Consider the following 23,706-nt stretch of genomic DNA (forward strand, 5'->3'; position numbering starts at 1 on the left):
GGGCCGGACGGTCTGCCCCGTCCGGCCCGGCGGCGCGAAACAGTCACGGGCGGTCGGCGATGAAGACGGCGTGCATGGCGTTCTCGCTGGTGAACATCCGCGGGTCGGAGAATCCGGCGTCGGTGAGCATCCTGCGGTGGCTCTGCACCGAGTGGGTTTCTCCCTCGTCGGTCATCACCAGCATGATTTCGGAGAACAGGAACGGAAGCGAGTTCTCTTCCGGGGTCTCGTTCTCGTCGAAGGTGTGCCCGGACACCGCGATCCGCCCGCCCGGCCGCAGGACGTCGTGCATCCTGCGCAGCAGCCGCGTACTGGTTTCCGCCGAGAAATGGTGCAGCACATTGGTGATCATCACGATGTCGTACGGTCCGCCGAGCCCCACGGCGAACATGTCCCCCGCGATGCCGCGGAACCGGTCCGCCATGCCGTGGTTCGCGTAGTTCCGCTCGGTGATCGTCAGGACGTTGGCCCAGTCGACCCCCCAGATCCGCGCCCTCGGCTCGGCTTTCGCCAGGTTCAGGCCGTAGAAGCCGTGGCTGCACGCCACGTCGAGCACCTCGACGCTCTCCCGGTTCTTCGCCCAGGGCAGGAGCTGGCCCGCCATCAGCTCCGCCGCGCCGTTGTTGAACCAGTTGGTGTTCTCCGCGAAGTCTTCCCAGTACTGGAACTCGGGCGTCAGCGCGTGGCTGTCCATGACCGCGCCGCCTTTGCGGACGGCTTCGGTCAGCCGCCGCTGGGCTTCCCATTCCCAGTCGCTGGCTCCGAGCTTCAGCGAACGGCCGAAATACCGGCTGCCGGTGCTGACCAGAAGCTCGCTTCCGCCGGGCGGCAGTTCGTACGCCCCGCCCGGAACGGTCCGCACCAGTCCGATGGCGGCCAGCGAATCCAAGATGATCCGGAGGGCGCGCTCGTCCGCCCCTACGCGCGGGGCAAGGCCGGCCGCGGTCACCGCGCCGCCGGCCATGCCGTCGAAGACCTGAAGCTCGATCGCGCAGCGCAGCAGCGCGCTGCGCGCGAAACCGCGCATGATGTCGTGCAGCTTCTTCGGAGTCACCCCAAACGCATCGGTGGTCATGGCAATCCTCTCTCGGTTCGTCAGGTATGCGGCCACATGCTGGCCCGGTCGTTTCGAGAACTCGTCGAACGGCGCTGGCGGGGATCAGTTCTCGATCAGGGCGACCGCCCTCGCCCAGCCGGCGCCGGCGCCGGCGATCTTCACCGGCAGACAGGACACGGTGAACCCGGTGGCCGCTGGCAGGGTGTCCAAATTGGACAGCCGCTCGATCTGGCAGTACTCCCGGCGCCGCCCCGTGAAATGCGCCGGCCACAGCACCCCGCGGTCGCCGGTTCGGTGGTATTCGCCGATCATGTGGCCGAAGGGCGCGTCCAGGCTGAAGGCGTCCGTCCCGATCACCCGGACCCCCAGGTCGAGCAGCAGCTCGGTGGCCGGGCCGTCCAGCCCGGCGAAATCGGTGAAATACTTCGGGGTTCCGGCGAGCCGGTCGGCGCCGGTGCGCAGCAGCACGATCTCTCCCGGTCTCGGGGCGCGGCCGATCCGGCCGAACTGTTCGGTCAGCCGGTCCGCGCCGACGGCGCCCACCGGGGCATCCGAGATGTCGAGCAGCACGCCGGGGCCGATGAACCAGTCCAGCGGCATCTGGTCGATGTGCCGGGCGACGCCGTAGCTGGCCGAGGACCCGTAGTGCGACGGCGCGTCGACGTGCGTGCCGGTGTGCGTAGTCAGGGTGAGAGTGTCCAAGGACAGCAGTTCCCCGTCCGGCAGCGCCGCTGGGTCGAACTCGATGCCGTGGCCGGTCAGCATCGCCTCGGCCATGTGCACCGCGCCCTCCACGGGCGACAGCACCTCATGGGTGACCGGGTTCGGCTCCCAGACCGTGGCGTCGACCGGGGTGGAAAGGTCGATGATCCGCATCCGCGCTCCTTGTGCTCCGTCCGGCGGCACGGCCGTGCTCAGGCGAGCAGGCCGATCCCGCCGTCCACAACGATTGTTTGGCCGTGTATCCAGGCCGCTTCCGGCCGGCACAACAAATTCACGACGCCGGCGACGTCGCTGGCCGTCGTCAGCCTCCCGGCTGGGGTGCGTGCCTTCACCCGCGCGTCGATTTCCGGTTCGGCACTCTGCTCGCCCTCGTCCAGCTTTCCCGCGGCGACAGCGTTGACCGTGACGCCGCGGCCGGCCAGTTCGACGGCGAGGTACCGCACCAGGCTCTCCAGACCGGCCTTCGCGACGCCAAGGCTTACGTAGCCGGGAATCACGGTGCGCGCTCCGCGGCTGGAGATCGCGACGACCCGTCCGCCGGAGGGCAGCAGCGCGGCCAGTCTCTCCGCACCGTGCAGCAGCGGACCGAGAGCCACCCGCGCGTCCAGCTCGATCAGCGGTGCCCTGGCCTCGGTGGCCCGCATCCGATGAAACCGCACGGCGTTGTGCACCAACACATCCAGCCGCGGGCCGAGCGCGTCGAACATCCGGTGCACTCCCTCCGCGCAGCCGACATCGGCACGCACAGCCCGCACTTCGGCCCCGGTGGCGGACAACTCCCGCACGGCACGGTCCGCCGCCGATTCGTCGTGGGCGTAATTGAGCGTCACCGCGAAACCGCGCAGGCAGAAGCTTCGCGCGATCTCCAGGCCGAGGCCGCGGGTCGAACCGGTCACCAACGCCACCCGGGGCTCGTCGTTCTCCGTCATCGCCCCGGCTCACCGCGCCGCTGTGCGGTCGCTGTCCGTCTCCGCCAGCAGGTGCACCGAACCGAGCACCGTGCGCATGCGTCCGGCGTCGACGAGCGCGCCCTTTCCCGCCAGGTAGCCGTCCGGACGGATCAGTGCGTAGTCGCCGGGACCGGCGCCGAACGCACTGGCCACCGCGCCGTCCGGATCGAGGAGCACGCCGGCCGGCCCCGAGTCTGCTGCGGACGCGCTTACCGTGCGGACGGAAACGGCGCGGCCGAAATCGGCGGCCAGTTCGGCGGCCGGAGGCAACTCGCCGGGGCCCGCGAAGACCAGCAGGGTCCACCGCGGATCGGTCAGTTCGGTGCAGAGTGCTTGCCAGCCGGGATGTTCTCGCACGTCCCGCTCGGCGCAGCTGACCCGCTGGCCGGGCTCGATGCCTTCGCGTTCTTCGTCCGGCCGCAGGCTCAACGGGCTTTCCGGGTAGCGCAACGCGAGGCCGGACATATGCGCCATGATCTTGCGTTCGATCTTGCGCTTGACCGGTTTGAGCGTGTTGAGCAGCCCCAGCCCCGCCGGCAGCAGCACCGGCGCGGCGGCGTTTCGCAGCGCCAGCAGCACAGTCGCGGTCCTCGTGGAGCCCAGCAGAGTCTCGCCGATGGGGACCCGCTCGGCCCCGTAGCTGTCCAGCAGTTCTTCGCGGGCATGCCCGCGGATCACGTCGGCTAGTTTCCACGCGAGATTGCAGGCGTCCTGCACCCCGGTGTTCAAGCCCTGGCCGGACGCCGGGCTGTGCACGTGTGCGGCGTCCCCGGCGACGAAACACCGGCCCGCGCGCATCCGGGGGACCATGCGCTGCTGGATGGTGAACACCGACACCCAGGTCGGGACGGAGACCCGCACCGCACGGCCGAGCGCCCGCGAGATCTTGCGCTCGAACCGGCGTCCCACCGCGACCGGATCGTCCTCGCCGGAGGTGTCCGCAGTGTCCAGCAACCGCCACTTTCCCGGATCCGGGAACGGAACCAGGAGAACCGTGCCGTCGCCGGTGTGCATCCAGTGCAGGCTGTCGCGCGGCAACGGCGCGTCCAGCACCGCGTCGGCGATCAGCCAGGTTTCGGTGGAATCGCCCAGCAACGGCAGGCCCAGCACGCGCCGCACAGTGCTGTGCCCGCCGTCCGCTCCGATCAGCCACGGCACGCTCTGCCGGTGCGTCTCCCCGCCGGCGTCGCGCAGCCGGACGTCCACCCGGTCGTCGTGCGGCGCCACGTGGACCAGCTCGGTCGACCAGTCGATCCGCACGCCCAGTCCGCGCAGCCGGTCGCGCAGGATCTTCTCGGTGGTGACCTGGTCCACCTGCAGGGTGAAGGGGTAGCGGGTCGGGAGGCTGGAGTACTCGGTGTCCAGCCGGATCAGCTGGCGGCCGGCGCGGTGCACGGTGAAGTGGTCGACGCGCTGCCCTCGCGGCAGGACGTCGTCGATCAGCCCCATCTGGTGATAGGTCTCCAGGGTGCGGGCGTGCGTCGCGGTGGCCCGGCTGGTCGTCGCGGGCCCGCTCGCCCGGTCGACGACGCGGACCCGGATCCCGCGCCGGGTCAGTTCGTGCGCCGCGGTCAACCCGACCGGGCCCGCGCCGGCGACGAGGACGTCGTACTCCGCGGTGCTGGCTGCGCTCATCGGCTTCCCTCCGAGTCTGGACGACCGCTCCACGGTGTCGCGCGCGGTTCGACTCCGAGCCGAAGCCCGGTGGAGGCACGCGCTCGGCGACGGCTCCATCGGGCTTCGAACGCCGCTCGCGACGCTGTCGGAGAAGGACGAGGACGAAGGGAGTCCCGCATGACCGACAGCGTCGCCTCCGGTCCGCCGCTCGAAACGGTCGCCCATCTGCTGGGCGGCCCCAGAATCGACGACCTGCTGAGCCGGGCCGCCGAACAGGCGGCGGACCGCACCGCGCTTCGCTCGGCCGCCGAAGCACTGACCTTCGCCGAACTGAACGCGCAAGCGACCGGCTGCGCCAAGGCATTGCGGACGCTGCTGGGCGAGCGGGGCGTCGTGGCACTGGCGATGACACTGGACCCGGCCTTCGCCGTCGGCTTCTTCGGCATCGCCCGGTCGGGCCACGTCGCCGCCTTGGTCAATCCGCTGCTGACTCCCGACCGGCTGGTCCACGTGCTGGGCACCGCCGGGGCGCGCGCCGCGATCGTCCCGCCCGAGTTGTACCGGCGGCTGGCTCCGGTCCTCGACCGGCTCCCCGCGCTGACCCAGCTCGTCCTGACCCGTCGAGACGGCCTCGGCGCGGAAGCCGCCGGGGTGCCGACGCTGTCCGAACTGATCGAGGGCGCACCGCATGCGTCGCCAGCCCCGGCGTACGGGGAAATGGTGGCGTGCCTGCAATTCACCAGCGGCACCACCGGAGCGCCGAAGGCAGTACAGCTCACCCACCGCAACCTGCTCGTCAACGCCGCCCAGACCGCCTACATGCACCAGCTGACCCCGGACTCGGTGCTGTTCAACTACCTGCCGACCTTCCACCTGATGCACCTGGCCATCGGGGTCACGGTCGCCGCGAGCCACGTGCTGCACGCCGGCGACGATCCGGTCGAGGCGATGGCGGCGGCCGCGCACGCGCGTGCCACGCACGTCTACAGCCTGCCAATGCGATTGACCCGGCTGGCCAGGGATCCGCGGCTCGCCGAACTGGAACTGCCCGCCCTGCGCGCGATTTTGTCCGGCGGGTCGGCGCTGTCCGTGCCCGCAGCGGTCGCGCTGGCCCAGCAGTTCGGGGTGCCGGTGGTGCAGGGGTTCGGCCTCGCCGAGACCGCCCCGTCGGTCACGCTCGGGGACCTCGACCGGCCGCGGCCCGGCTCCTGCGGGGTCCCGGTGCCGGGAACCGCGTGCCGCATCGTCGACCCCGGCACCGGCGACGTGGTGCCGCTCGGGGAGAAGGGCGAGATCCAGGTGCGGGGGCCGCAGCTGATGCTGGGGTATCTCGGCCACGCCCGGGGCCAGGACGTGCGGCCCGGCGGCTGGTTCGCGACCGGCGACATCGGACTGCTCGACGCCGACGGGCACCTGTTCGTGACCGACCGGATCAAGGACGTGTTCAAATGCGACAACTGGCTGGTCTCCCCCAGCCAGATCGAGCGGGTGCTGCTCCGGCATCCGTCCGTCGCCGACTGCGTGGTGTTCGACTACCCGGACGACCTCAGCGGCGCGGTCGCCTACGCACAGGTCGTGCTCGCCGGCGACGTCGCACCCGAGGAGCTGGCCCGCGAGGTCAACGGCCGGCTGCCCTACTACGAGCACCTCAAGCACGTCGAGACGGTCTCCCGGATCCCGCGCTCGCCGACCGGAAAAGTGCAGCGGCAGCAGCTGCGAGACGAAGTCCTCGCCCGGATCCCCCGCTGAAAACCGGCAACGAAAGGAATTCCGCGTTGTTCACGTTCATCAACCGGTACCAGGTCACCGGCGACTCTCTCGAGTTCGAAAAATCGATCGACAGCATGCACGAGTACATGGCCACCCGGTCCGGTTACCTTTCCCACCGGCTCTACCGGTCGGCGCGCGAACCGGGAACCTACGTCGAAATAGCCGAGTGGGATCTGCCGGCCTCGCATCGCTCCGCCACCAGCGACCCGCGGTTCCGCGACCGGCTCGGCGAGATCCTGAAGGTCGCGACCGCCGAACCCGGCCCGTTCGAGCAGGTGTTCCCGCGCGCGTGACCGGCTTTTCCCTTCCTACGGCAAGAAAGGACGTCGCATGACGACGGCGAAGACCAAGATTTCCCCCGGGCTCATGCACCTGCGCGAGACAGCTCTCGCCGGGGCCCGGGCAGCGGCCGTGCGGGCGGCGGCCCGCCTGGGAGTGGCCGACGCGCTGGACGACCGCCCGGCCACGGTGGCAGAACTGGCGGCGGCGACCGGCACCCGCCCCGGCGAATTGCGGCGATTGCTGCGCGCCCTGGCCGCACACGACATTTTCGCCGAAGAGGCCGACGGCCGGTACCGGCACACCGACGCGTCCTGGCATCTGCGCGAGGACGCCGAATCCAGCATCAAATACGTCGTGCTGTGGAGCACGGAACCGTGGACCTGGCGGTTGTGGCCGCAGCTCGACGAGGCCGTCCGGACCGGCGAGAACGTTTTCGCGGCACTGCACGACCGCAGTTTTTTCGAGCACCTGCGCGCCGAGGAACCCGAATCGGGACGGATCCTGGACCGGGCGATGGTCCAGGCGAGTTCGCTTTCCGTCGACAGCATTGTGGCAACGCTCGACCTCGCCGGCGTCTCCTCGATCGCCGACATCGGCGGCGGCCGCGGTCAGGTGCTCTCCGCGGTGCTGGCCCGCCATCCGGAGCTGCGGGGCACGCTCTTCGACCACCCGGCCGCACTGGCCAACGCGGACGAGCGGCTGCGCGAGAACGGCGATTTCGGTTCCAGGGCAACACTGCTGGCCGGCGACTGCCGCCAGGCCGTCCCGGTTCGCGCCGATGCCTACCTCGCGAAAAGCATCCTCGACTGGGACGACGAGAGCGGCGTCACGACCCTCCGCAACATCGCCGCCGCCGCTCGGCCGGGGGCCAAGGTGTTCGTCGTGGAGAACCTGATCGGCAGCGCACAACTCGGCTTCGCCACAGCGATGGACCTTCTGCTCCTGCTCAACGTCGGAGGGCGCAAACGCACCGAAGCCGAACTCACCGCGCTGATCGAGCAAGCGGGTTTGGTGGTCGGTGACGTCCGGCCGATCGACAGCTACCTGCATCTGTTCGACTGCCGAGTTCCCTGACACCTCCCGCCTGAGGGCGCACGAGAAACCGGCACGCGGGGCCGAAGAGTCGTCCTGCGGGCAATGGCTACGACAGCAGGTCGCAGAATTTCGTGGCCGTTGCCCGCATTCACGAGAACCACGACGGCAAACCGCGCTGCCGGTGGCGGGACCGTCCTCGGGAAAACGGTGCTGGCTCGCATCGCCCGGCACGCACTGATGCCAGCTCAAGGAAGCCGGGTCGCTAGACCGTCTGCGCCGATGCTGCCCGGGGGATCTCGCGCGGGTGGTCCAGGTCAGAGATATCCCAGCGGTTTTCGTGCTCGTCGAGACGGGTCCGGGAAAAGGAGACGGCGATCAGAATAGTGCCGTTGCCGGTCAGCCGGAGCGTTGCCGGGTGCGGCGATGTTCCGGGTGTCCCACAGCTGGATGGTGTTGTCACGCAAGGCAAACGCCGTTCTCTGACCGTCAGCGCTGCTGACTCGCGGGCCGCTGGGGCCAGTTGTCGCTGTCGGGGTCATCGCTGGCTCGGCCGCGGGACGCGGTCCGGCCGGGCGAGCATGCTGGCAAGGCAGACTGTTGCGGCAAGGGCCGCGACAGCCCGTATCGTCCAGGCCGGGAAAACGCGCTGTCCTGCGGACTGTCGCACGTCCACAACGCCGACGGTTGCGGGCGCGATCGGTTCTGCGACAGCTGGCCTCTCGGCGGAAGCCGCCGCATCAAGGTCGAGTCTGCTGCGCGCTTCTCGCTGAACTCGCCACACCGCAGGAACGGACGACGAACACGACCGCGGACCGCCCGCTCGGCCTATATCTGGTCACGCAGCAGGCGACCAACGAAACGGCGGCAAGCCATCGACGTCCGCCGCGAGAACCTCGGCGACGCCTGCCGTCTGACAGGCAAGCTCACGGCAACCATTTCACTGTCCGCTATCAGAACGGCACTGCCGACGAGGTCGGGGCCAACACAGTTCGCGGGCTCGATCCCAATGAAACCGCGCCGGACGACCGGGACGGTTCTCGGCGACCGGGATCGACGGGTCGTCGAGCGGCGGGGAATCGGCGGGAGAGCCGACTGAGCGCCAGCAACGCGAATCCGGCCTGATAGCCGCGAATCGTTGACGCTCATGAGTCCTTGACACTTCTTCGGCACTCTGTCCGGCATGACCTTCCTTCGCATGGCTTTCGCCGCACTGGCGCTGGCCTTGATGACCGTCGTGGCACCGCAGGCGACAGCCGGGCAGGGCGTCGGAGTCGTCGAGTACAACCTCGGCGATCAGGCCTTCCGCGATCCCACCGTGTCGGTGCCGATGGAGCTGGCCGCCGTCGTGCACTACCCGCGCGACCTCGGAGGCCGCCCGCATCCGCTGATCGTGCAGGAGCACGGCAGCTGGTGGAGCTGCGTGGACCCCGTCGCGAAGACCCCGGGAGGCGACTGGCCCTGCCCGCCGGGACAGCGATCGCTGCCGAGCTTCCGCGGCTACGACTACCTCGGCGAGAAACTGGCCGAACAGGGCTTCGTCGTCGTTTCGATCAGCGCCAACGCCATCAACGCGCATCTCCTCGGCGACGAGGGCTACTTCTCCCGTGCCCATCTGGTCAACAAGCACCTGGAGCTGTGGCGCGACCTGGCCCGCGGCGAAGGCCCGCTGGCGGCTTCCCTCGGCCGCTTCCGCGGGCACGTCGACCTCGCCCGCGTCGGAACCATGGGACATTCCCGCGGCGGCAAGGGCGTGATGTGGCAGGCCTCCGACAAGCACACGCCCGAATGGCCCGCCGGCGTCCGGATCCGCGCGGTCGTCCCGCTCGCGCCGGTCTACTTCAACTCCACCGAGGACGACAACAGCGACGTGCTGGTCACCCGGATCCCGTTCAAGGTGATCGTCAGCGCCTGCGACGGCGCTGTCGGCACCGCAGGACTGCAGTACGTCAAGGACGTCGAGGGGCGCAATTCCGACGCTGGCGCGGTTTCGCTCGCCGGGGCCAACCACAACTTCTTCAACACCGAATGGTCGCCGGGCAAGATCGGCGGGGAGGACGACACTCGCCCGGGCTGCGTCGGCAAGCTGACGCCGGCGCGGCAGCGAGCGGACGCGGTCCGGGAGATCGTGCCGTTCTTCGCCAGCCGTTTGAGGTAACGAGAAGGCCGACGGAGCCACGGGGTGCGGCTTCGTCGGCCTTCTCGGGCATTTGGAATCGAGCGAGTGCCAGCGTTTCAGGCGAGGCTGCGCAACCGCCTGATCCGCAGCCATACGAACACCAGCAGCGCGGCGGTGGCCGCGGCGAAGATCCCCGCTTCGCACAGCCGGAACAGCTCCAGCCTGCTGCCCGGCTGGTACACCGCGACGTACTGGGTGATGCCGTGGTCGTGCAGCGCGGCGATCCGGTTGCCGCCCATCGGGAACGTCACGGGGACGCGGTCGCCGGACGCGGACGCGTATCCGCTTTCCAGCACCAGGGGATCCGGGCCGAGCCGCCCGCTGGACACGAAGGCGGCGGGGGTTTCCGCGGAGTCCAGGGGCGCATAGGCACGCTCCGGCGTGCGGTAGAGCGAGCGCAGGGGTTCCGCGCTCATCCGCAGAACCACGAAGACCAGCAACGACAAGGCCATCGCGGCGTCGGTGCGGTGCACCAGCGCGCTCACCGCGAGTCCGACCGCGAACGCGAACAGGACGTAGACCACCTGCAGCACCGCGTACGCCTCGAAGAGCCGTCCGGTGAACCGGCTTCCGGCGACCGGGTCGAGCGTGCTGAGCTGCCCGGCCAGGCCGTCGGCGGCGACGCCGAGACCGGCGGCGAGCGCGGCGGCCACCGCGGCCAGCAACGCGGTTTTGGTGAACAGCCAGCGCGTCGGCGACACTTCCTGGGTCCAGACCAGCAGGTGGGTCCGTTGCTCGTATTCGCGGGAGATCATCGGCGCCGCCCAGAACACCGCGATCAGCACCGCGAACAGCCCGACCGCCTGCGCCTGGATGTCCGCTTGCCCGACCAGGGTGTCCAGCGAAGCCCGCGCGCCCGCGGAGCAGCCGGCGCGGCAGCCGGTGATCAGCTCGCCTAGTTGACGGTGCGTCCAGATCATCGCCGCCGCGACGGCCGCCGCGACCACCGCGACGCTCAGCACCGTCCACCGGTGCTGCCGGTAAGTGAGCCAGGTGAGCCCCACCTTCTTGGGCCGGAGCGGCACGGCGGTCACGGCTGGTCCCGCCGGAACGCGGGCCGCCACCCGGACGCGACGCCCCGGAAACTCGCCCGCACCCGCCACCAGGCGACGGCCAGCAGCGCGACGGTCAGCACCAGGAACAGGGCGCTCTCGATCAGCTCGACCATCGTCATCCTGGCTCCCGACTGGTATTCGACGACGTTGTAAGCCACCCCGTTGCCGCGCAGGCACAACGTGAGCTCATGCCCGGCGTCGATGCCGCGGCAACCGGCCGGGGCGGGGATCGCGTTGCCCGCGGCGTCGGCGTAACCGCCGTGCGCGAGCAGCCCGCCGTGCGCGGACCCGCTCACGTTCGCGTCCAGGGGAACGAGTTCCCGGCTCGCGCCGAGGAACCCGGGGCGCAGCAACGAAACCGCGACCCGCACCAGCGCGTACAGCACCAGCGTGATCCCCATCGCCGCCACGACCCGTTGCACCACCGCGCTGACCGCGATGCCGAGACCGAGCCCGAACAGCACATGCGCCATCGACACCGGCAACGCCGCGTTGAACGACTGCGCGGCGAACGCGCTGATGCGGCCTTGCGGGATCGGGGTGGCGTTCAGCGCTTCCCGCAACGGCTCGGTCGTCAGCGCCAGTACCCCGCTGAGCGCGAGCAGCGCCGCGGCGAGAAAGGCGAATCGCGAAACCAGCCACCGGGTGGCGGTGACGTCCTGCGACCACACGAGCAGGTAGGTCCGCTGCTCGAACTCCCTGGCGAGCAACGGGGCCGCGACGAACACGGCGACCACTCCGGAGAACGCGCCCAGCAAGGCGAGCACCACGCTCGCCGCGTCCTGAACCGACCGCAGCCGCTGCAGGAGATCCTCGGCTCCGGCGCAGTGCCCGGTCAGGCATTCCGGAGGGAGCGCGGCCCGGATTTCGTCGAGCGCGACGGTCGCCCGCCACGCACCGACCGCGAGCGCCGCCATCACCAGCGTCGCCGTCACCAGCGCCCAGCGGTGCTGCCGCCAGGTCAGCCAGGCGAGGCCGAGCACGCCGCCCCCGGACCGCACCTCGGCGCGCACGACGTCGGTCGTCATCACAGCCTCGCCCCGTTGTGCTTGGCCAGGTACGCCATGATGATGTCCTCGAACGACGCGGGCCGCGTCGTCCACGGCGGGGCCGGGGGCGCCGCGATCTCCCCCTTCGGCAGCCGGACGAGGAAACTCGACTGGGTGCGCAGATGGGATTCCTGGATCACCGGCCACGGGTCGGGCAGGCTGTCGGATTCCGGCCCGACGTAATAGATGTGCTCGGCCACCAGGTCGTCCACATCGCCCTCCAGGACCAGCCGCCCTTTCGCCAGCAGCAGCAGGTAGTCCGCGACACCGTCCAGCTCGGCGACCACATGGGTCGACATCAGCACGCTGACCCGGGTGTCGGCCACCTCGGAGAGCAGTTCCATCGTGACGTGCCTGCGCGCCAACGGGTCGAGGTTGGCCAGCGGCTCGTCCAGCAGCAGCACGGTCGGGCACGAGCCGAGCGCGATGGCCAGCGAAACCTGCGCCTGCTGGCCGCCGGACAGCTTCCCGCACGGCTGGTGGAGCGGAACCTCGAACCGGCTCAGCCAGCGCTCCGCCCGGTCCTGGTCCCACACCCGGTTCAGCCGCCTGCCCACGCGAAGCATGTCGGCGACGGAGAACGACCGGTAGAACGGCTTGTCCTGCGCGACGAACGCGACCCGGTCCGCGGCGGCGGCGCCGTGCTCCCCGATCTCCACCTGGCCCTCGGACGGCACCAGCAGCGAGGCGATCATGCTCATCAACGTCGTCTTGCCCGCGCCGTTGAGGCCGACCAGCGCAGCGACGCGCCCGGTCGGCAGCTCGAAGGTGCAGTCCCGCAGCGCCCAGGACGATCCGCCGCGGAACCTGGAGCGGTACTCCTTGCCGAGCCCGCGCGCGGAGATCGCGATGCCGGGTTCGGTGAACGTGGTCATCGGCGTCTGCCCGGCGTGCCCGTTCACCGGACGTCCTCCCGGTCGCGCTTCACGAGAGCGGCCCCGACCAGCTCCCGGATGTCCTCGTCCGACAACCCGGCCAGCCGCGCGCGCCGGATCCACGGGTCCAGGTCGTCCAGCAGTTCCTCGCGCTCCCGCGAGGACGCCGTTCCGACCGAGGCCTTGACGAACGTCCCCGCGCCCTGGCGGGACTCGACGAGACCCGCGAACTCCAGTTCGCGGTAGGCCTTCACCACCGTGTTCGGGTTGACCCCGCTGGACGCCACCGCCTCCCGCACGGTCGGCAGCCGATCGCCCGGCTTGAGCCAGCCGAGCTGCAACGCTTGCCGCACCTGCTGCGCGAGCTGCAGGTAGGCCGGAAGACCGGCGGTCCGGTCGACACGGAACTCCATGAACGCGACTCCATCCCCGGTAAATTGTGTCACTCTCGTAGTAAAGTAGCACAACAGGGAACGGCTTTTCTCGAGAGCGGAGCAATCAATGGCATCCGAGGCACTACCCGGGCAAACCGCCGGCGCGGGACGGCGCCGCTGGCTCGTGCTCGTCGTGATCTCGCTGGCACAGCTCATGGTCACCCTCGACTCCACGATCGTCGCCATCGCGCTGCCGTCGGCACAGCACTCGCTGGCGATCTCCGACACCGACCGGCAATGGGTGATCACGGCGTACACGCTGGCGTTCGGCGGCCTGCTCCTGCTCGGCGGGCGCCTGTCCGATCTGCTCGGACGCAGGCGCAGCCTGCTCGTGGGGCTGATCGGGTTCGCGATCGTGTCGGCGATCGGCGGCGCGGCGCCGAACGGGGCCGTCCTCATCGCGGCCCGGGCCGCACAGGGCGTGTTCGCGGCGGTGCTCACCCCGTCCACGCTGGCGCTGGTGAACGTCACGTTCACCGACGAACGCCAGCGCGGCAAGGCTTTCGGCGTCTTCGGAGCCATCCTGGTGACCGGCGGCGCGCTCGGGCTGATCGGCGGCGGGCTGATCACCCAGAGCCTGGACTGGCGGTGGTGCCTGTACGTCAACGTGCCGATCGCGCTGATCGCGCTTTTCGGTGCGCTGGCGCTGCTGCCGCCGACCCCCGGCGACAAACCCTCCACAGTGGACTTGCCCGGCTGCGCGCTGGGGTGCGGCGCGATGCTCTCCATGGTCTACGGCTTCAACCTGGCCGCGACCCGGGGCTGGGGGTCGGGGCTCGTGATCGGCTTGCTGGCCGGCGCGGTGGTGCTGGCCACCGCGTTCCTCGTCGTCGAAACCCGGTCGGCCACCCCGCTCCTGCCGCTCCGGCTGATCGGCGAACGCAACCGCGCCGGTTCGCTGATCTCGCTCGCCCTGGCCAGTTTCGCGATGTTCGGGATGTTCCTCTTCCTGACATATCAGCTCCAGGCGGTGATGCACTACTCGCCGCTCAAAGCGGGTCTCGCGTTCCTGCCGCTGCTGGTCAGCAATGTGCTGGTCTCCGGATTGGTCACCGGCCCGCTGCTGTCGCGGGTGCCGCCGCGCCTGCTGCTGGGCCCGGGGCTGCTCATCGCGGCCGCCGGCTTGCTGCTGCTGACCAACCTGTCCCCGGACAGCCAGTTCCTGGACGGGATCCTGCCCGCCGAACTCATCCTCGGGGCCGGTCTCGGCACGGTGATGGCTCCGAGCGCGAGCACCGCGACCGCCGGCGTCGGCCCCGAAGTACAAGGCGTCGTCTCCGCTTCGGTCAGCACGTCGCAGCAGATCGGCGGAGCCACCGGCACCGCGCTGCTGAACACGATCGCGACGAACGCGACCGCGACCTACCTGGCGACGCGGCCGATGGACAAACCGACGGTGATCGCGGGGACGGTGCACGGCTACTCGACCGCCGGGGTGTGGGCAGCCGGCGTCCTCGTGCTCGCGGCCGTCGTGGCCGTGGTGCTCATCAACGCGAAACCACAACCTCGCGGCAACCCGCACTGAGTGTCCCGATAGGACTTACGTCGCGCGGGTTGCCGGTCGGCGTCCAGATCGTCGGGCCCCGGCTCGCGGACTCGGCGGTGCTCGCAGTGGGCGCTCTGATCGAGCAGCTGCGGCCCGCGATCGGTTATCCGGAGGAGAACGCATGAAGTTCGGCGTCAACACATTCGTCACCGATGAGAGCATCCGCCCGGACGCGCTGGGCCGCGCGCTGGAGGAGCGCGGTTTCGAAACCCTTCTCGTGACGGAGCATTCGCACATCCCGGCGAAGCGGGAGACGCCGTGGTCCGGCGGCGGCGAACTGCCCCGCGAGTACTACCGCACCTACGACCCGTTCGTCGCCCTCGCGATCGCTTCCGCCGCGACGACCGCCCTCACTCTCGGCACCGCCGTCGCTCTGCTGGCCCAGCGCGACGTTTTCCAGACCGCCAAGGAAGTCGCGAGCCTCGACGTGCTCTCCGGCGGCCGGGTCCTGTTCGGAGTCGGCGTCGGATGGAACCGCGAAGAAATGCGCAACCACGGCGTCGAACCGAGCCGTCGCGGTCCGCTGCTGAACGAGAAAATCGCTGCGCTCAAAGCGATCTGGACGACCGAGGAGGCCGAATTCCACGGCGAGCACCTCGACTTCGACCCGGTTTTCTCGTGGCCGAAACCAATGCAACGCCCGCATCCGCCCATCGCCGTCGGCGGCGAAAGCCCGGCGGCACTCGACCGGCTCGTCCGCTACGGCGACGAATGGCTGCCTCGCGCGAAAACCCCGGTCGACGAGCTTCGCCGCGTCGCGTCTTGGCTGGCCGACCAGGGCCGCGCCGACGTCCCCACTACGCTCTGCGGCGCCACCACAGACGATTCCGTCACCGCCTACGCCGAGGCGGGAGTGGAGCGGGTGACGTTCACTCTCCCGCCGCTGCCGGAGACGGAAACGCTGCAATACCTGGACAAACTGGCGGCACACCTTGAGCGGCACGCACGCTGAACGCGGCCACTGCCCGATTCGGCAGTGACCGCATTCGTTGCCGGAACTAGATCCCCATGCTGGAGCCGAGGCTGTCCAGCGCCTTGGTGACCATGCCCTGCGCGGTGGCGTTCAGGTTGGAGTTGGTGCCGTTGACGACCCAGTCCGAGCCGGAGAAGATCACCACGGTCACGCCGTTGTCGACGCCGCCGTCAGTGCCGCTGCTGTTGATGCCGAGCAGCGAGGCCGCCTTCACCGACGCTTCGCCCAATTCGCGGGAGTCGTTGTCCGAGGTATCCTGGTCGTTCGCGGTCTGCGTGTCGCCGAAGATCGCGCCGATCACCTTGCTCTTGTAAAACATCAGCGCGAACTGCCTGCCCTTGATGCCGTGCTCCTTGTAGAAGAAGTGCGGGCAGGGGCTCTTCTTGTCGTAGCAGTCGTCGCCGAGGACGTAGAACGGCACGTGGTGCGCACCGAGGGATTTGCCGTTGCTGTCCTTGAAAGTCGTCGTGCCCTGGTGGTCGGGATCGGGGTCGGGGTCGCTGCCGTCGGTGTCGACGGCCAGGCCGGAACCGTAGGCGTAGACGCCCTTCGCCACCTGGTAGACGTTGACGTTCTTGGCCCGCGTCATGGTGTTGATGTGCGGCTTGGAATTGACCTTGTTCGCGTCCGTGCTGTTCTTCTTGACGCCGGCCAGCACCTCGGCGGCCGTATAGGACTTGGCAGCGGCGTCCTCAGTGGCCGCGTGCGCGGAGTTGACTGCGAGCGGAACGGCGAGCGCCAGAGCGGCGCCGACCACCGCGAAACGCCTACGGGAGGATGACATGACCGGGCGACCTCCAGCCTTCATTAGGAAAACTTCCTAACATAGTGAACCATCCGTGACCGGACGTTGTCACCAGGCGACCGGGAGAAAACCCGCGGAAGCCGCCTGGTGCTGGGACTTCGCACCCGGACAGCTCCCGCTGACCGGAACCGCCGTCCACATCGGACCAGCTTCCCGGCGACACGACCCGCCTCCTCCGCCAGGCAGCGGCCGCGGGGGCGAATCGGGATAGAACGGACAGATCAGTCCGCCGAATACGGCGCGAGGCTGTCCACCACCAGATAGATCCAGCCGTCCGCACCGGCGTGGCACGGCTGTGCGTCCCGCATCGCGAAGAAGATCTGTTTCATCGCCTGAAAAAACCGCGGTGCGATCTTTCGCCAGCGCGCCTCGGGGTTCCAGGTGACGGCACACGTCGGACGGGAGCGGAGCCGGGCCGACCACGCTGGGATCTCACTGAAATCCGCAGGGACGACAGCTGGCATCTCAGGGGTCTCGCCTGGGCGCAGCGAGACGGGCGGCTCCCCGGGGTCGCAGCGGATCCAAGCAACTCCCCGGGAGAGCCCCAGCCGCCTCAGGAGGCGCAATAAGCCTTGAGCGCCGCGTTGCCCAACGTGGTCTGGCCCCGGGTCGCCGGACCCGGCAGATGATTCTCATTGGCCGCGACCAGGACCTGCTTGCTGCCGTCGTCGCTGGTCAGCCACAGGTTGAAATATCCCAGCACCCCGCCGCTGTGATTCCAGGCCATTCCGCAGGCCGTCGGCGACAGGCCGATTCCCAGGCCGTACTGGTTGCCCGCGTTGTCGATCGGCACCGTCGTCTTCAGCTCGGCCTGCTGTTGCGGCGGCAGGAGCTTTCCGCTCAGCAGTGCGCGTTCGAAGGCGGCCACATCGTCCTCAGTGGACACAATGGCGCCCGCGGTCCCGAACGCCTGCACGTTGGAGACCGTGAAGTCGTTGTAGAACGTGCCGAACGAGATGTAGTAGCCGTTCAGGTAGTCGCCGGACAGGGCGGGATCAGCGGTCGGGAAAGACGTGTTGCTCAACCCGAGCGGTTCGATGACGCGCTGCTGGATCTCCGCGGCGGCCTCGTTCCCGGTCACCGCCTTGATCACCATGCCGGCGAGCACGTAGTTGGTGTTCGAGTAGTGGAACGCCGCGCCCGGTGCGCCCAGCGACGGATGCGACGTCGCGATGTTCACCAGCGTCTGCGGCGGCCACGGCTGCCGGGGATTGGTGTTCGCGACATAGGAGTTGAGGAACCGGGAGTCGCCCGCGTAGTCCGGCAGCCCGGAGGTCTGGTGCAGCAACTGCCGGACGGTGATCTTCGTGCCGTCGTTCCCGTTCGCGTTCACCGCGCCGGGCAGCCAGCGGGCGACAGTGTCGTCGAGGGAGAGCTTGCCCTCGGCTTCCAGTTGCAGCAGGACGGCCGAGGTGAACGCCTTGGTGTCGCTGCCGATCCGGAACTTCGCTTTCGGGTCCGCCGGGGTCTTGGTGGTGAGATTTCCGTACCCAGCGTGGATGTACTGCGCGCTTTCGCCGTTCCGGACCAGTCCGATCACCCCGGGATAGCCCACGCTGACCCCGGCCTGGGCCCCGGCTTGGAGAATCTCGGCGGGAGTCTCCGCCGAAGCCGGGCCGGCCAGACCGGTCAGCGCGGCCGCGACAGCCACCGCGACGGCTCCGAAAGCTCTGCGTCTCATCGCACTCCTCAGTTCGACGGTCGCAGGGTTCGCCCATGACAGGCAAACCCGGCGAAGAGGCGTGCGCACCGTATCCGCTTCCGATCAAACTTCGATGAAGCGCGAGAGGAAGCGCGAGAGGAACCGTCAGAGCTTGGCCGCGTCCACGATCGCCTGCGCGAACGGCCGCGGTGCCTCCTGCGGCACGTTGTGCCCGATGCCGTCGAGGATCCGGTGCTCGTACTTCCCGGTGAACTTGGCGCGATAAGCCTTGCCGTCCTTGGCCGCGCCGTCGAAGTCGCTGGACAGCGTGATCGCCGGGACGCCGATGGTCGCGCCCGCGGCGAGTTTCTGTTCGTGCGCGTCGTATTGCGGTTCGCCCGGGGCGAGGCTGAGCCGCCAGCGGTAGTTGTGGATGACGATCGCGACGTGGTCCGGGTTGTCGAACGCCGCCGCGCTGCGGTTGTACGTCGCGTCGTCGAAGTTCCAGGCCGGCGACGCCGTCTTCCAGATCAGCTTGTTGAAATCGTGCCGGTTCGCCGCGTAGCCCGCGCGGCCGCGCTCGGTCGCGAAGTAGTACTGGTACCACCAGCCCAGTTCAGCGGCCGGGGGCAGCGGCTGGAGGTTGGCTCTCAGGTTGGCGACGATGTACCCGCTGACCGGGACGACCGCCTGGCACCGCTCGGGCCACAGCGCCGCGATGACCGCGGCCGTCCGGGAACCCCAGTCGTAGCCGCCGAGAATCGCTTTGTCGATCTTCAAGGTGTCCATCAGCGCGACGACGTCGAGCGCGATGGCCGTCTGCTGTCCGTTGCGCACGGTGTCGGAGGACTTGAACACCGTCGGACCGAACCCGCGCAGGAACGGCACGATCACCCGGAACCCTTGCGCGGCAAGCAACGGCGCGACGTCGGCGTAGCTGTACGGGTCGTACGGCCAGCCGTGCAGCAGAAACACCGGCTTGCCGCCCGCCGGGCCGAATTCGGCGTACGCCATGCTCACGAGACCGGCGTCGGCGTGCTTGATCGTGCCCAGCGAGGTGTGCTCGCCCGAGCCCGCGCGCAAGCCAGCGCCAGCGGCAACGGCGGGCTGCGGGGAGGCAGGCGAGGAGCAGGCAGCGAGGGAGGTCGCCGCCAGACCGGCCGCGAACGCCTGGGTGAATCGTCTCCTGCTGATCATCTGAACTCCTGTGCGCGAAACCGTGGGACGGCCTCGACGCTAAGGAGCCCAGCCGCCGCCCGCGCCCGTCAGACGACGCAACCGGGGTAAGTCAGTCGCCGAGTGCCTTCACCGCATCGGCCAGTTCGGCCCGGGAGCTCACGCCGAGCTTCGGGAAGATCCGGTGCAGGTGAGTCCCGACGGTCCGGTGCGAAAGATAGAGCCGTTGCCCGATCTCCCGGTTCGTCAGCCCCTCGGCGGCCAGCTGCGCGATGCTCAGCTCGTGCGGGGTCAGCTTGTCCCGGGCGTCCGGGCTCCGGTTCGGGCTCGACTCCCCCGCGCTGCGAAGTTCGCGCCGCGCCCGCTCGGCCCACGCTGTCAGGCCGAGCGCGTCGAAAGTCTCCCGCGCGGCACGCAAATGCGCCCGGGATTCGACCACCCGGCGCTGCCGCCGCAACCACTCGCCGAACGCCAGATGGACCCGCCCGCGCTCGGCGGGCCATCCGTTCAGGTCCGCTGCCAAAGCCGCGGTGAACAGGTCCTCGGCGGTTTCTTTCGGCGCGAGCACGGCCCGCGCGTACCGCAGGCCGATGTGCAGCGCCGGTGCGGACGTCGACGCGGCCAATGGCTCCAGTTCAGCCAGGATTTCCCGCATCGTGTCCGCCTGCCCGGCCCGGACGGCGGCTTCGGTCAGCTCCGCGACGCAGTAGGCACGCAGGGCCAGCTGGTAAGCCGGATCGGCGGGGTCGAGCAACCGGCGCAGGTCGGCGAAGGCGTCCTCGTACCGGCCTTCGCTCAACGCCAGCAGCCCGCGCGCAAGCTGCACGGTGGCCAGCACCGGACGCGCTCCGGCGGCGAGCCCGGCGCGTTCGGCCTCGTCGGCGAGTGCGGTCGCTTGCTTGTGGTCGCCGCGCAGCGCGGCGATCTCGGCCTGGACCGCCAGCGCCAGCCCGCCCATGAACGGCTGGCCGGTCTCGTGCGCGAGCCGGACCGCCTCCGCGGCGGCCGGTGCCGCCCCGGCCAGGTCGCCGAGCCGGACCCGGCTCCACGCCTGAACGGCCAGCGCCCGCGGCAACAACCCGAGCCTGCCTTGCGCCCGCAAGCCCGGCACCGCGGCCGTCGAAAAGCGGGCGGCCAGGTCGAACGCGCCCACCTGCAAGGAAGCGCTGCCCAGGTAGCGGTCGGTTTCCGGATCGGCTCCGGCCGCACCGGCGAGAACCCGAAGCTGCTCCAGGACAGCGGTACCGCGTTCGAACGGCGCGACGTACGCGGCGACGGCGATCAGGCGCGGGTCGTCGTCGGAAATGGGCAGCTGGGCGGCGACGTCCAGCAGCGTCCGACGGGCCGTCGCACCGGGTTCGGCCCAGAAACACCGCATCGCCGCGCCCCACAGGATCCGCATCGCCGCGTCGTCCTGGCCGTCGGCGGCGACAGATCCGGCGAGCGCCGCCAGCTCCCCGATCCGGGCGGGATCCTCGCGGACGCCGTCCTCGAAACCGCTGAGCAACTGGCTCGCGGTCGCCTTCCGGCGCGCGGAAAGCGGGCCGTTCCGGGCGTCGCGCACCAAGCGTTCAGCGGTCTCGCGGCGGCCGGATTCGACTGCCAGCTCGGCGGCCCGCAGCAATCGGTCCGCCCGCGCGTCCGGGTCTTCGCTGAGCCGCGCCGACTGCTCCAGTGCGGCGATCGCCGCAGCCGCCCCGCCCCTCCGGCGAGCCCGGTCGGCAGCCGATTCCAACGCCGCAGCCACGGTTTCGTCGGGACCGGCGGCTGCCCGGGCCTGGTGCCAAGCGCGTCGATCGGGCTGTTCGCGGACCGTCTCGGCCAACGCGAGCTGTGCCCGCCGCCGCTCGCCGAGGGCCGCCGCGGCGGGAATGGCCGAACGCATCAGCGGATGCCGGAAGGTCGCGCAGCCGACCTCGAACTCGACCAGCCGGGCGTCGACAGCGGGGCTCAGCACCTCGGGCTCGACCGGCGTGCCGAGCAAAACTCCCGTCGCGGCAAGGGTTTCCGTGATCGAGCCGGTCTCGTTGAGCGCCGCGACCAGCAGCGCGGCACGGGTGGCTTCCGGCAGCGTCGCGACCCGGGAGGCGAACGTGCGCTCGAGCCGTTCGGTCAGCGGCAGGACCGGATCGAGCACGTCGAGATCGGCCACCGCGGCAGGCAGCTCGGTCAGCGCGAGCGGATGGCCCGCGGACTCGGCGAGCAGCCGCGTCCGGACCATCGGATCGAGCCTCGGCGCGACCGAGTCCAGCAGTTCCGCGGCGGCGTCGTCGGGAAGCCGGTCGAGCGGCATCGGCGAGAGACCCGCGTCGAGCAGCGGCGAACCGGAACCGTCCCGGAGCGTCGCGATCAGCGCGACCGGCTCGGTTTCGATCCGCCGGGCGACGAAGGCGAGGACGTCGGCGCTGGCGCGGTCCAGCCAGTGGACGTCCTCGGCGACGACCAGCACCGGCTTCGCGGCGGCGGCATCGGCCAGCAGCGTCAGCGCGGCGAGCCCGACCAGATAAGCGCTGGGTTCCGGCCCGTCCGCGAGCCCGAGCGCGGTCTCCAGCGCGGTCCGCTGCGGCGCGGGCAACTCGGCCACGCCCGCGCGGACGGGGTGGAGCAGCTGGTGCAATCCGGCGTAGGCGAGATCCTGTTCGGCCTCGGCTCCGGTCGTCCGCAGCACCCGCGTCCCCGCGACCGAAGCCGCTGCGGCCGCCGCCGCGGCGAGCGCGGACTTCCCGATGCCGGCCTCGCCGCGGATGAGGACGCCGACGCGGCCTTCCGTGCCGTCGACCAGCTCGGTCAGGTCCTTGAGTTCGGCGTCCCGCCCGCGCAGCGTCACGATCACTGACGATACCGGGAGACGACGTACGCCAACGGCGTCGTCCGACAGGCGCGGAGAGCGTCGCGACCGCCCTAGTTTCAGCCGAAAGCGACCCTCCACAAAGGAAAGCGATGAGACGCACCCGAACACTTCTCTCGGCGTTGCCGCTCGCGGCGCTGCTGGTGACGACCGTCACCCAGCTCGCCCCCAGCGCCGCAGCGGCCGAGACCACCGCCTGCGCCACCGTCCCGGTCACCGCGCCCAGCGGCGCGAAAATCGAATCAGTGCAGGCCGAGCCGAAGCCCGGCTACTGCGAAATCACCGTCACGTTCACCCACCCCGGAGCCAATGACCACGTCAAGGTCGCCGTGGCACTGCCGCAGACCGGGTGGACCGGACGGCTCCAGGCGGTCGGCGGAAGCGCGTACGCCGCCGGAGACTTCGGCGCGCCGCTGGCACAGGCCGCCAAGGACGGCTACGCCGGGGTGACGACCGACGCCGGCGTCCTGACCGGGCTCGACACCTCGTGGGCGCTGACCGCTCCCGGCAAGGTCAACGGGCCGCTGCTGACGAACTTCGCCACCCGCTCGGTGCACGAGGCCGCGGTGCTCGGCAAGGACGTCACGCAGCGGTTCTATCACCGGCCGGTGACCTATTCGTACTGGAACGGCTGCTCGACCGGCGGCCGCCAGGGCTACTCCGAGGCGCAGAACTACCCCGGCGACTTCGACGGCATCCTGGCGAACGCGCCCGCGGTCCACTGGACCCAGTTCGCGGTCGCGACGCTCTGGCCGCAGATCGTGATGAACCAGGAGCACGATTTCCCGAGCGCCTGCGTGTTCACCGCGTTCCGGCAGGCCGCGGTCAAGGCGTGCGACGCGAACGACGGCGTCAAGAACGGCATCGTCGACCGGCCGGACGAATGCAGCTACGACCCGCGCGCCCTGATCGGCACGAAGGTCGACTGCGACGGCAAGGAAGTCACCGTCACGGCCAAGGACGCCGACGTCATGCGCAAGATCTGGGCCGGGCCGACCGACGAACGCGGCCGGAAGCTGTGGGACGGCCTGCCGAAGGGCGCCGATTTCACCTGGCTGGCCGGCACCGGCGACAGCCCGTACGCCACCGGTTTCCCGGTCGCGGTCAAGTGGGTGCAATCGTTCGTGGCCAAGCAGGCCGACTTCGACGTCTCGAAGCTCAGCTACGCCCAGTTCGCCCAGGTGTTCCGCCAGTCGGTGCGCGAGTACGACGACGTCATCGGCACCGCCGACCCGGACCTGTCGGCCTTCCGCCGGACCGGCGGCAAGCTGCTCACCTTCGTCGGCTCGGACGACCAGCTCATTCCGCCCGGCGGCACCCTGCGCTACCGCGCCGAGGTCGAACGCGAGATGGGCGGCTCCCACCGGGTGAACGACTTCTACCGGCTCTTCCTGGCCCCCGGCGTCGAACACTGCGGCGGCGGGACGGGCGCGGCGCCGACGAACCCGCTCGGCGCGCTGGTCGACTGGGTCGAGCACGGCAAGGCACCGGCCACGTTGCCTGCCGCCACCGCGGACGGGAAGCAGACCCGCGACCTGTGCGCGTATCCGCGCGTCTCGCGGTACAAGGGCTACGGCGATCCGGCCGTCGCGTCCAGCTACCGCTGCCGCTGACCTGTGCCGTGGGGGGCGGCCCCCCCCGCCCGCCCCGCCCAAGCCAGGACCGCGTCGCGCCCGGCGCCACCCGCCCGGCG

19 protein-coding genes are annotated in these 23,706 nt (G+C 70.1%); 7 read left to right on the forward strand and 12 right to left on the reverse strand.

The annotated features are described in order from the left end of the window. Positions 1–43: 43 nt before the first annotated feature. The 4 genes from ACWGIC_RS23680 to ACWGIC_RS23695 form a co-directional block, all read right to left on the reverse strand. Positions 44–1,075, reverse strand: coding sequence for a class I SAM-dependent methyltransferase (locus tag ACWGIC_RS23680; RefSeq protein ID WP_452078120.1), 1,032 nt, complete (start codon positions 1,073–1,075; stop codon positions 44–46). An 84-nt stretch (positions 1,076–1,159) separates the two neighbouring features. Further along, positions 1,160–1,933, reverse strand: a complete 774-nt coding sequence (locus ACWGIC_RS23685) for a cyclase family protein (RefSeq protein WP_452078121.1) — start codon at positions 1,931–1,933, stop codon at positions 1,160–1,162. Positions 1,934–1,971: 38 nt separating this feature from the next. After that, on the reverse strand, positions 1,972–2,709 hold the full coding sequence (locus ACWGIC_RS23690; protein ID WP_452078122.1) for an SDR family oxidoreductase: 738 nt from the start codon (positions 2,707–2,709) through the stop codon (positions 1,972–1,974). Between the two features lie 9 nt (positions 2,710–2,718). Beyond that, complete coding sequence (locus ACWGIC_RS23695; protein WP_452078123.1) at positions 2,719–4,365, reverse strand: FAD-dependent oxidoreductase; 1,647 nt, start codon at positions 4,363–4,365, stop codon at positions 2,719–2,721. Positions 4,366–4,524: 159 nt separating this feature from the next. Here ACWGIC_RS23695 and ACWGIC_RS23700 point away from each other — a divergent pair, with 159 nt between their 5' ends. The 4 genes from ACWGIC_RS23700 to ACWGIC_RS23715 all read left to right on the forward strand — a co-directional run bounded on the left by ACWGIC_RS23700 (position 4,525) and on the right by ACWGIC_RS23715 (position 9,589). Next, positions 4,525–6,096 (forward strand): class I adenylate-forming enzyme family protein, encoded by a 1,572-nt coding sequence (locus ACWGIC_RS23700; RefSeq protein WP_452078124.1) that lies wholly within the window; start codon positions 4,525–4,527, stop codon positions 6,094–6,096. Between the two features lie 26 nt (positions 6,097–6,122). Further along, positions 6,123–6,410, forward strand: coding sequence for an antibiotic biosynthesis monooxygenase family protein (locus tag ACWGIC_RS23705; RefSeq protein ID WP_452078125.1), 288 nt, complete (start codon positions 6,123–6,125; stop codon positions 6,408–6,410). Between the two features lie 37 nt (positions 6,411–6,447). Beyond that, the gene (locus ACWGIC_RS23710; protein ID WP_452078126.1) at positions 6,448–7,473 is read left to right on the forward strand and encodes a methyltransferase; all 1,026 of its coding nucleotides are present in this window, start codon (positions 6,448–6,450) and stop codon (positions 7,471–7,473) included. Between the two features lie 1,141 nt (positions 7,474–8,614). Next, positions 8,615–9,589 carry an alpha/beta hydrolase family protein gene (locus ACWGIC_RS23715; protein WP_452078127.1) on the forward strand — a complete coding sequence of 325 codons (975 nt, stop codon included), beginning with the start codon at positions 8,615–8,617 and terminating at the stop codon, positions 9,587–9,589. Positions 9,590–9,666: 77 nt separating this feature from the next. Here the strand turns inward: ACWGIC_RS23715 and ACWGIC_RS23720 are convergent, their stop codons facing one another. Genes ACWGIC_RS23720 through ACWGIC_RS23735 form a run of 4 tightly spaced genes read right to left on the reverse strand, consistent with a single transcriptional unit; the run spans position 9,667 to position 13,002 of the window. Next, positions 9,667–10,644, reverse strand: a complete 978-nt coding sequence (locus ACWGIC_RS23720; RefSeq protein ID WP_452078128.1) for an ABC transporter permease subunit — start codon at positions 10,642–10,644, stop codon at positions 9,667–9,669. Continuing rightward, complete coding sequence (locus ACWGIC_RS23725) at positions 10,641–11,693, reverse strand: hypothetical protein (protein WP_452078129.1); 1,053 nt, start codon at positions 11,691–11,693, stop codon at positions 10,641–10,643. The genes ACWGIC_RS23720 and ACWGIC_RS23725 overlap by 4 nt, the downstream gene beginning before the upstream one ends. Beyond that, complete coding sequence (locus ACWGIC_RS23730) at positions 11,693–12,616, reverse strand: ABC transporter ATP-binding protein (protein ID WP_452078130.1); 924 nt, start codon at positions 12,614–12,616, stop codon at positions 11,693–11,695. Before ACWGIC_RS23730 ends, ACWGIC_RS23725 begins: the two co-directional genes overlap by 1 nt. Then, positions 12,613–13,002, reverse strand: coding sequence for a GntR family transcriptional regulator (locus ACWGIC_RS23735; protein WP_452078131.1), 390 nt, complete (start codon positions 13,000–13,002; stop codon positions 12,613–12,615). Before ACWGIC_RS23735 ends, ACWGIC_RS23730 begins: the two co-directional genes overlap by 4 nt. An 88-nt stretch (positions 13,003–13,090) precedes the next feature. On the opposite strand from ACWGIC_RS23735, the gene ACWGIC_RS23740 reads away from it, so the two are divergent. Beyond that, the gene (locus ACWGIC_RS23740) at positions 13,091–14,548 is read left to right on the forward strand and encodes an MFS transporter (RefSeq protein WP_452078132.1); all 1,458 of its coding nucleotides are present in this window, start codon (positions 13,091–13,093) and stop codon (positions 14,546–14,548) included. 142 nt (positions 14,549–14,690) lie between these two features. Continuing rightward, positions 14,691–15,521, forward strand: a complete 831-nt coding sequence (locus ACWGIC_RS23745; protein ID WP_452078133.1) for an LLM class F420-dependent oxidoreductase — start codon at positions 14,691–14,693, stop codon at positions 15,519–15,521. A 46-nt stretch (positions 15,522–15,567) separates the two neighbouring features. Here the strand turns inward: ACWGIC_RS23745 and ACWGIC_RS23750 are convergent, their stop codons facing one another. The 4 genes from ACWGIC_RS23750 to ACWGIC_RS23765 form a co-directional block, all read right to left on the reverse strand. Next, the gene (locus tag ACWGIC_RS23750) at positions 15,568–16,326 is read right to left on the reverse strand and encodes a glycoside hydrolase family 75 protein (protein WP_452078134.1); all 759 of its coding nucleotides are present in this window, start codon (positions 16,324–16,326) and stop codon (positions 15,568–15,570) included. 574 nt (positions 16,327–16,900) lie between these two features. Beyond that, positions 16,901–18,028 (reverse strand): serine hydrolase domain-containing protein, encoded by a 1,128-nt coding sequence (locus ACWGIC_RS23755; protein WP_452078135.1) that lies wholly within the window; start codon positions 18,026–18,028, stop codon positions 16,901–16,903. A 126-nt stretch (positions 18,029–18,154) separates the two neighbouring features. Continuing rightward, on the reverse strand, positions 18,155–19,186 hold the full coding sequence (locus ACWGIC_RS23760; protein WP_452078136.1) for an alpha/beta fold hydrolase: 1,032 nt from the start codon (positions 19,184–19,186) through the stop codon (positions 18,155–18,157). 91 nt (positions 19,187–19,277) lie between these two features. Continuing rightward, positions 19,278–21,992 (reverse strand): ATP-binding protein, encoded by a 2,715-nt coding sequence (locus ACWGIC_RS23765; RefSeq protein ID WP_452078137.1) that lies wholly within the window; start codon positions 21,990–21,992, stop codon positions 19,278–19,280. 113 nt (positions 21,993–22,105) lie between these two features. On the opposite strand from ACWGIC_RS23765, the gene ACWGIC_RS23770 reads away from it, so the two are divergent. Next, complete coding sequence (locus ACWGIC_RS23770) at positions 22,106–23,626, forward strand: tannase/feruloyl esterase family alpha/beta hydrolase (protein ID WP_452078138.1); 1,521 nt, start codon at positions 22,106–22,108, stop codon at positions 23,624–23,626. Positions 23,627–23,706: the final 80 nt, after the last annotated feature.

This window comes from Amycolatopsis sp. NPDC054798, assembly GCF_053611505.1.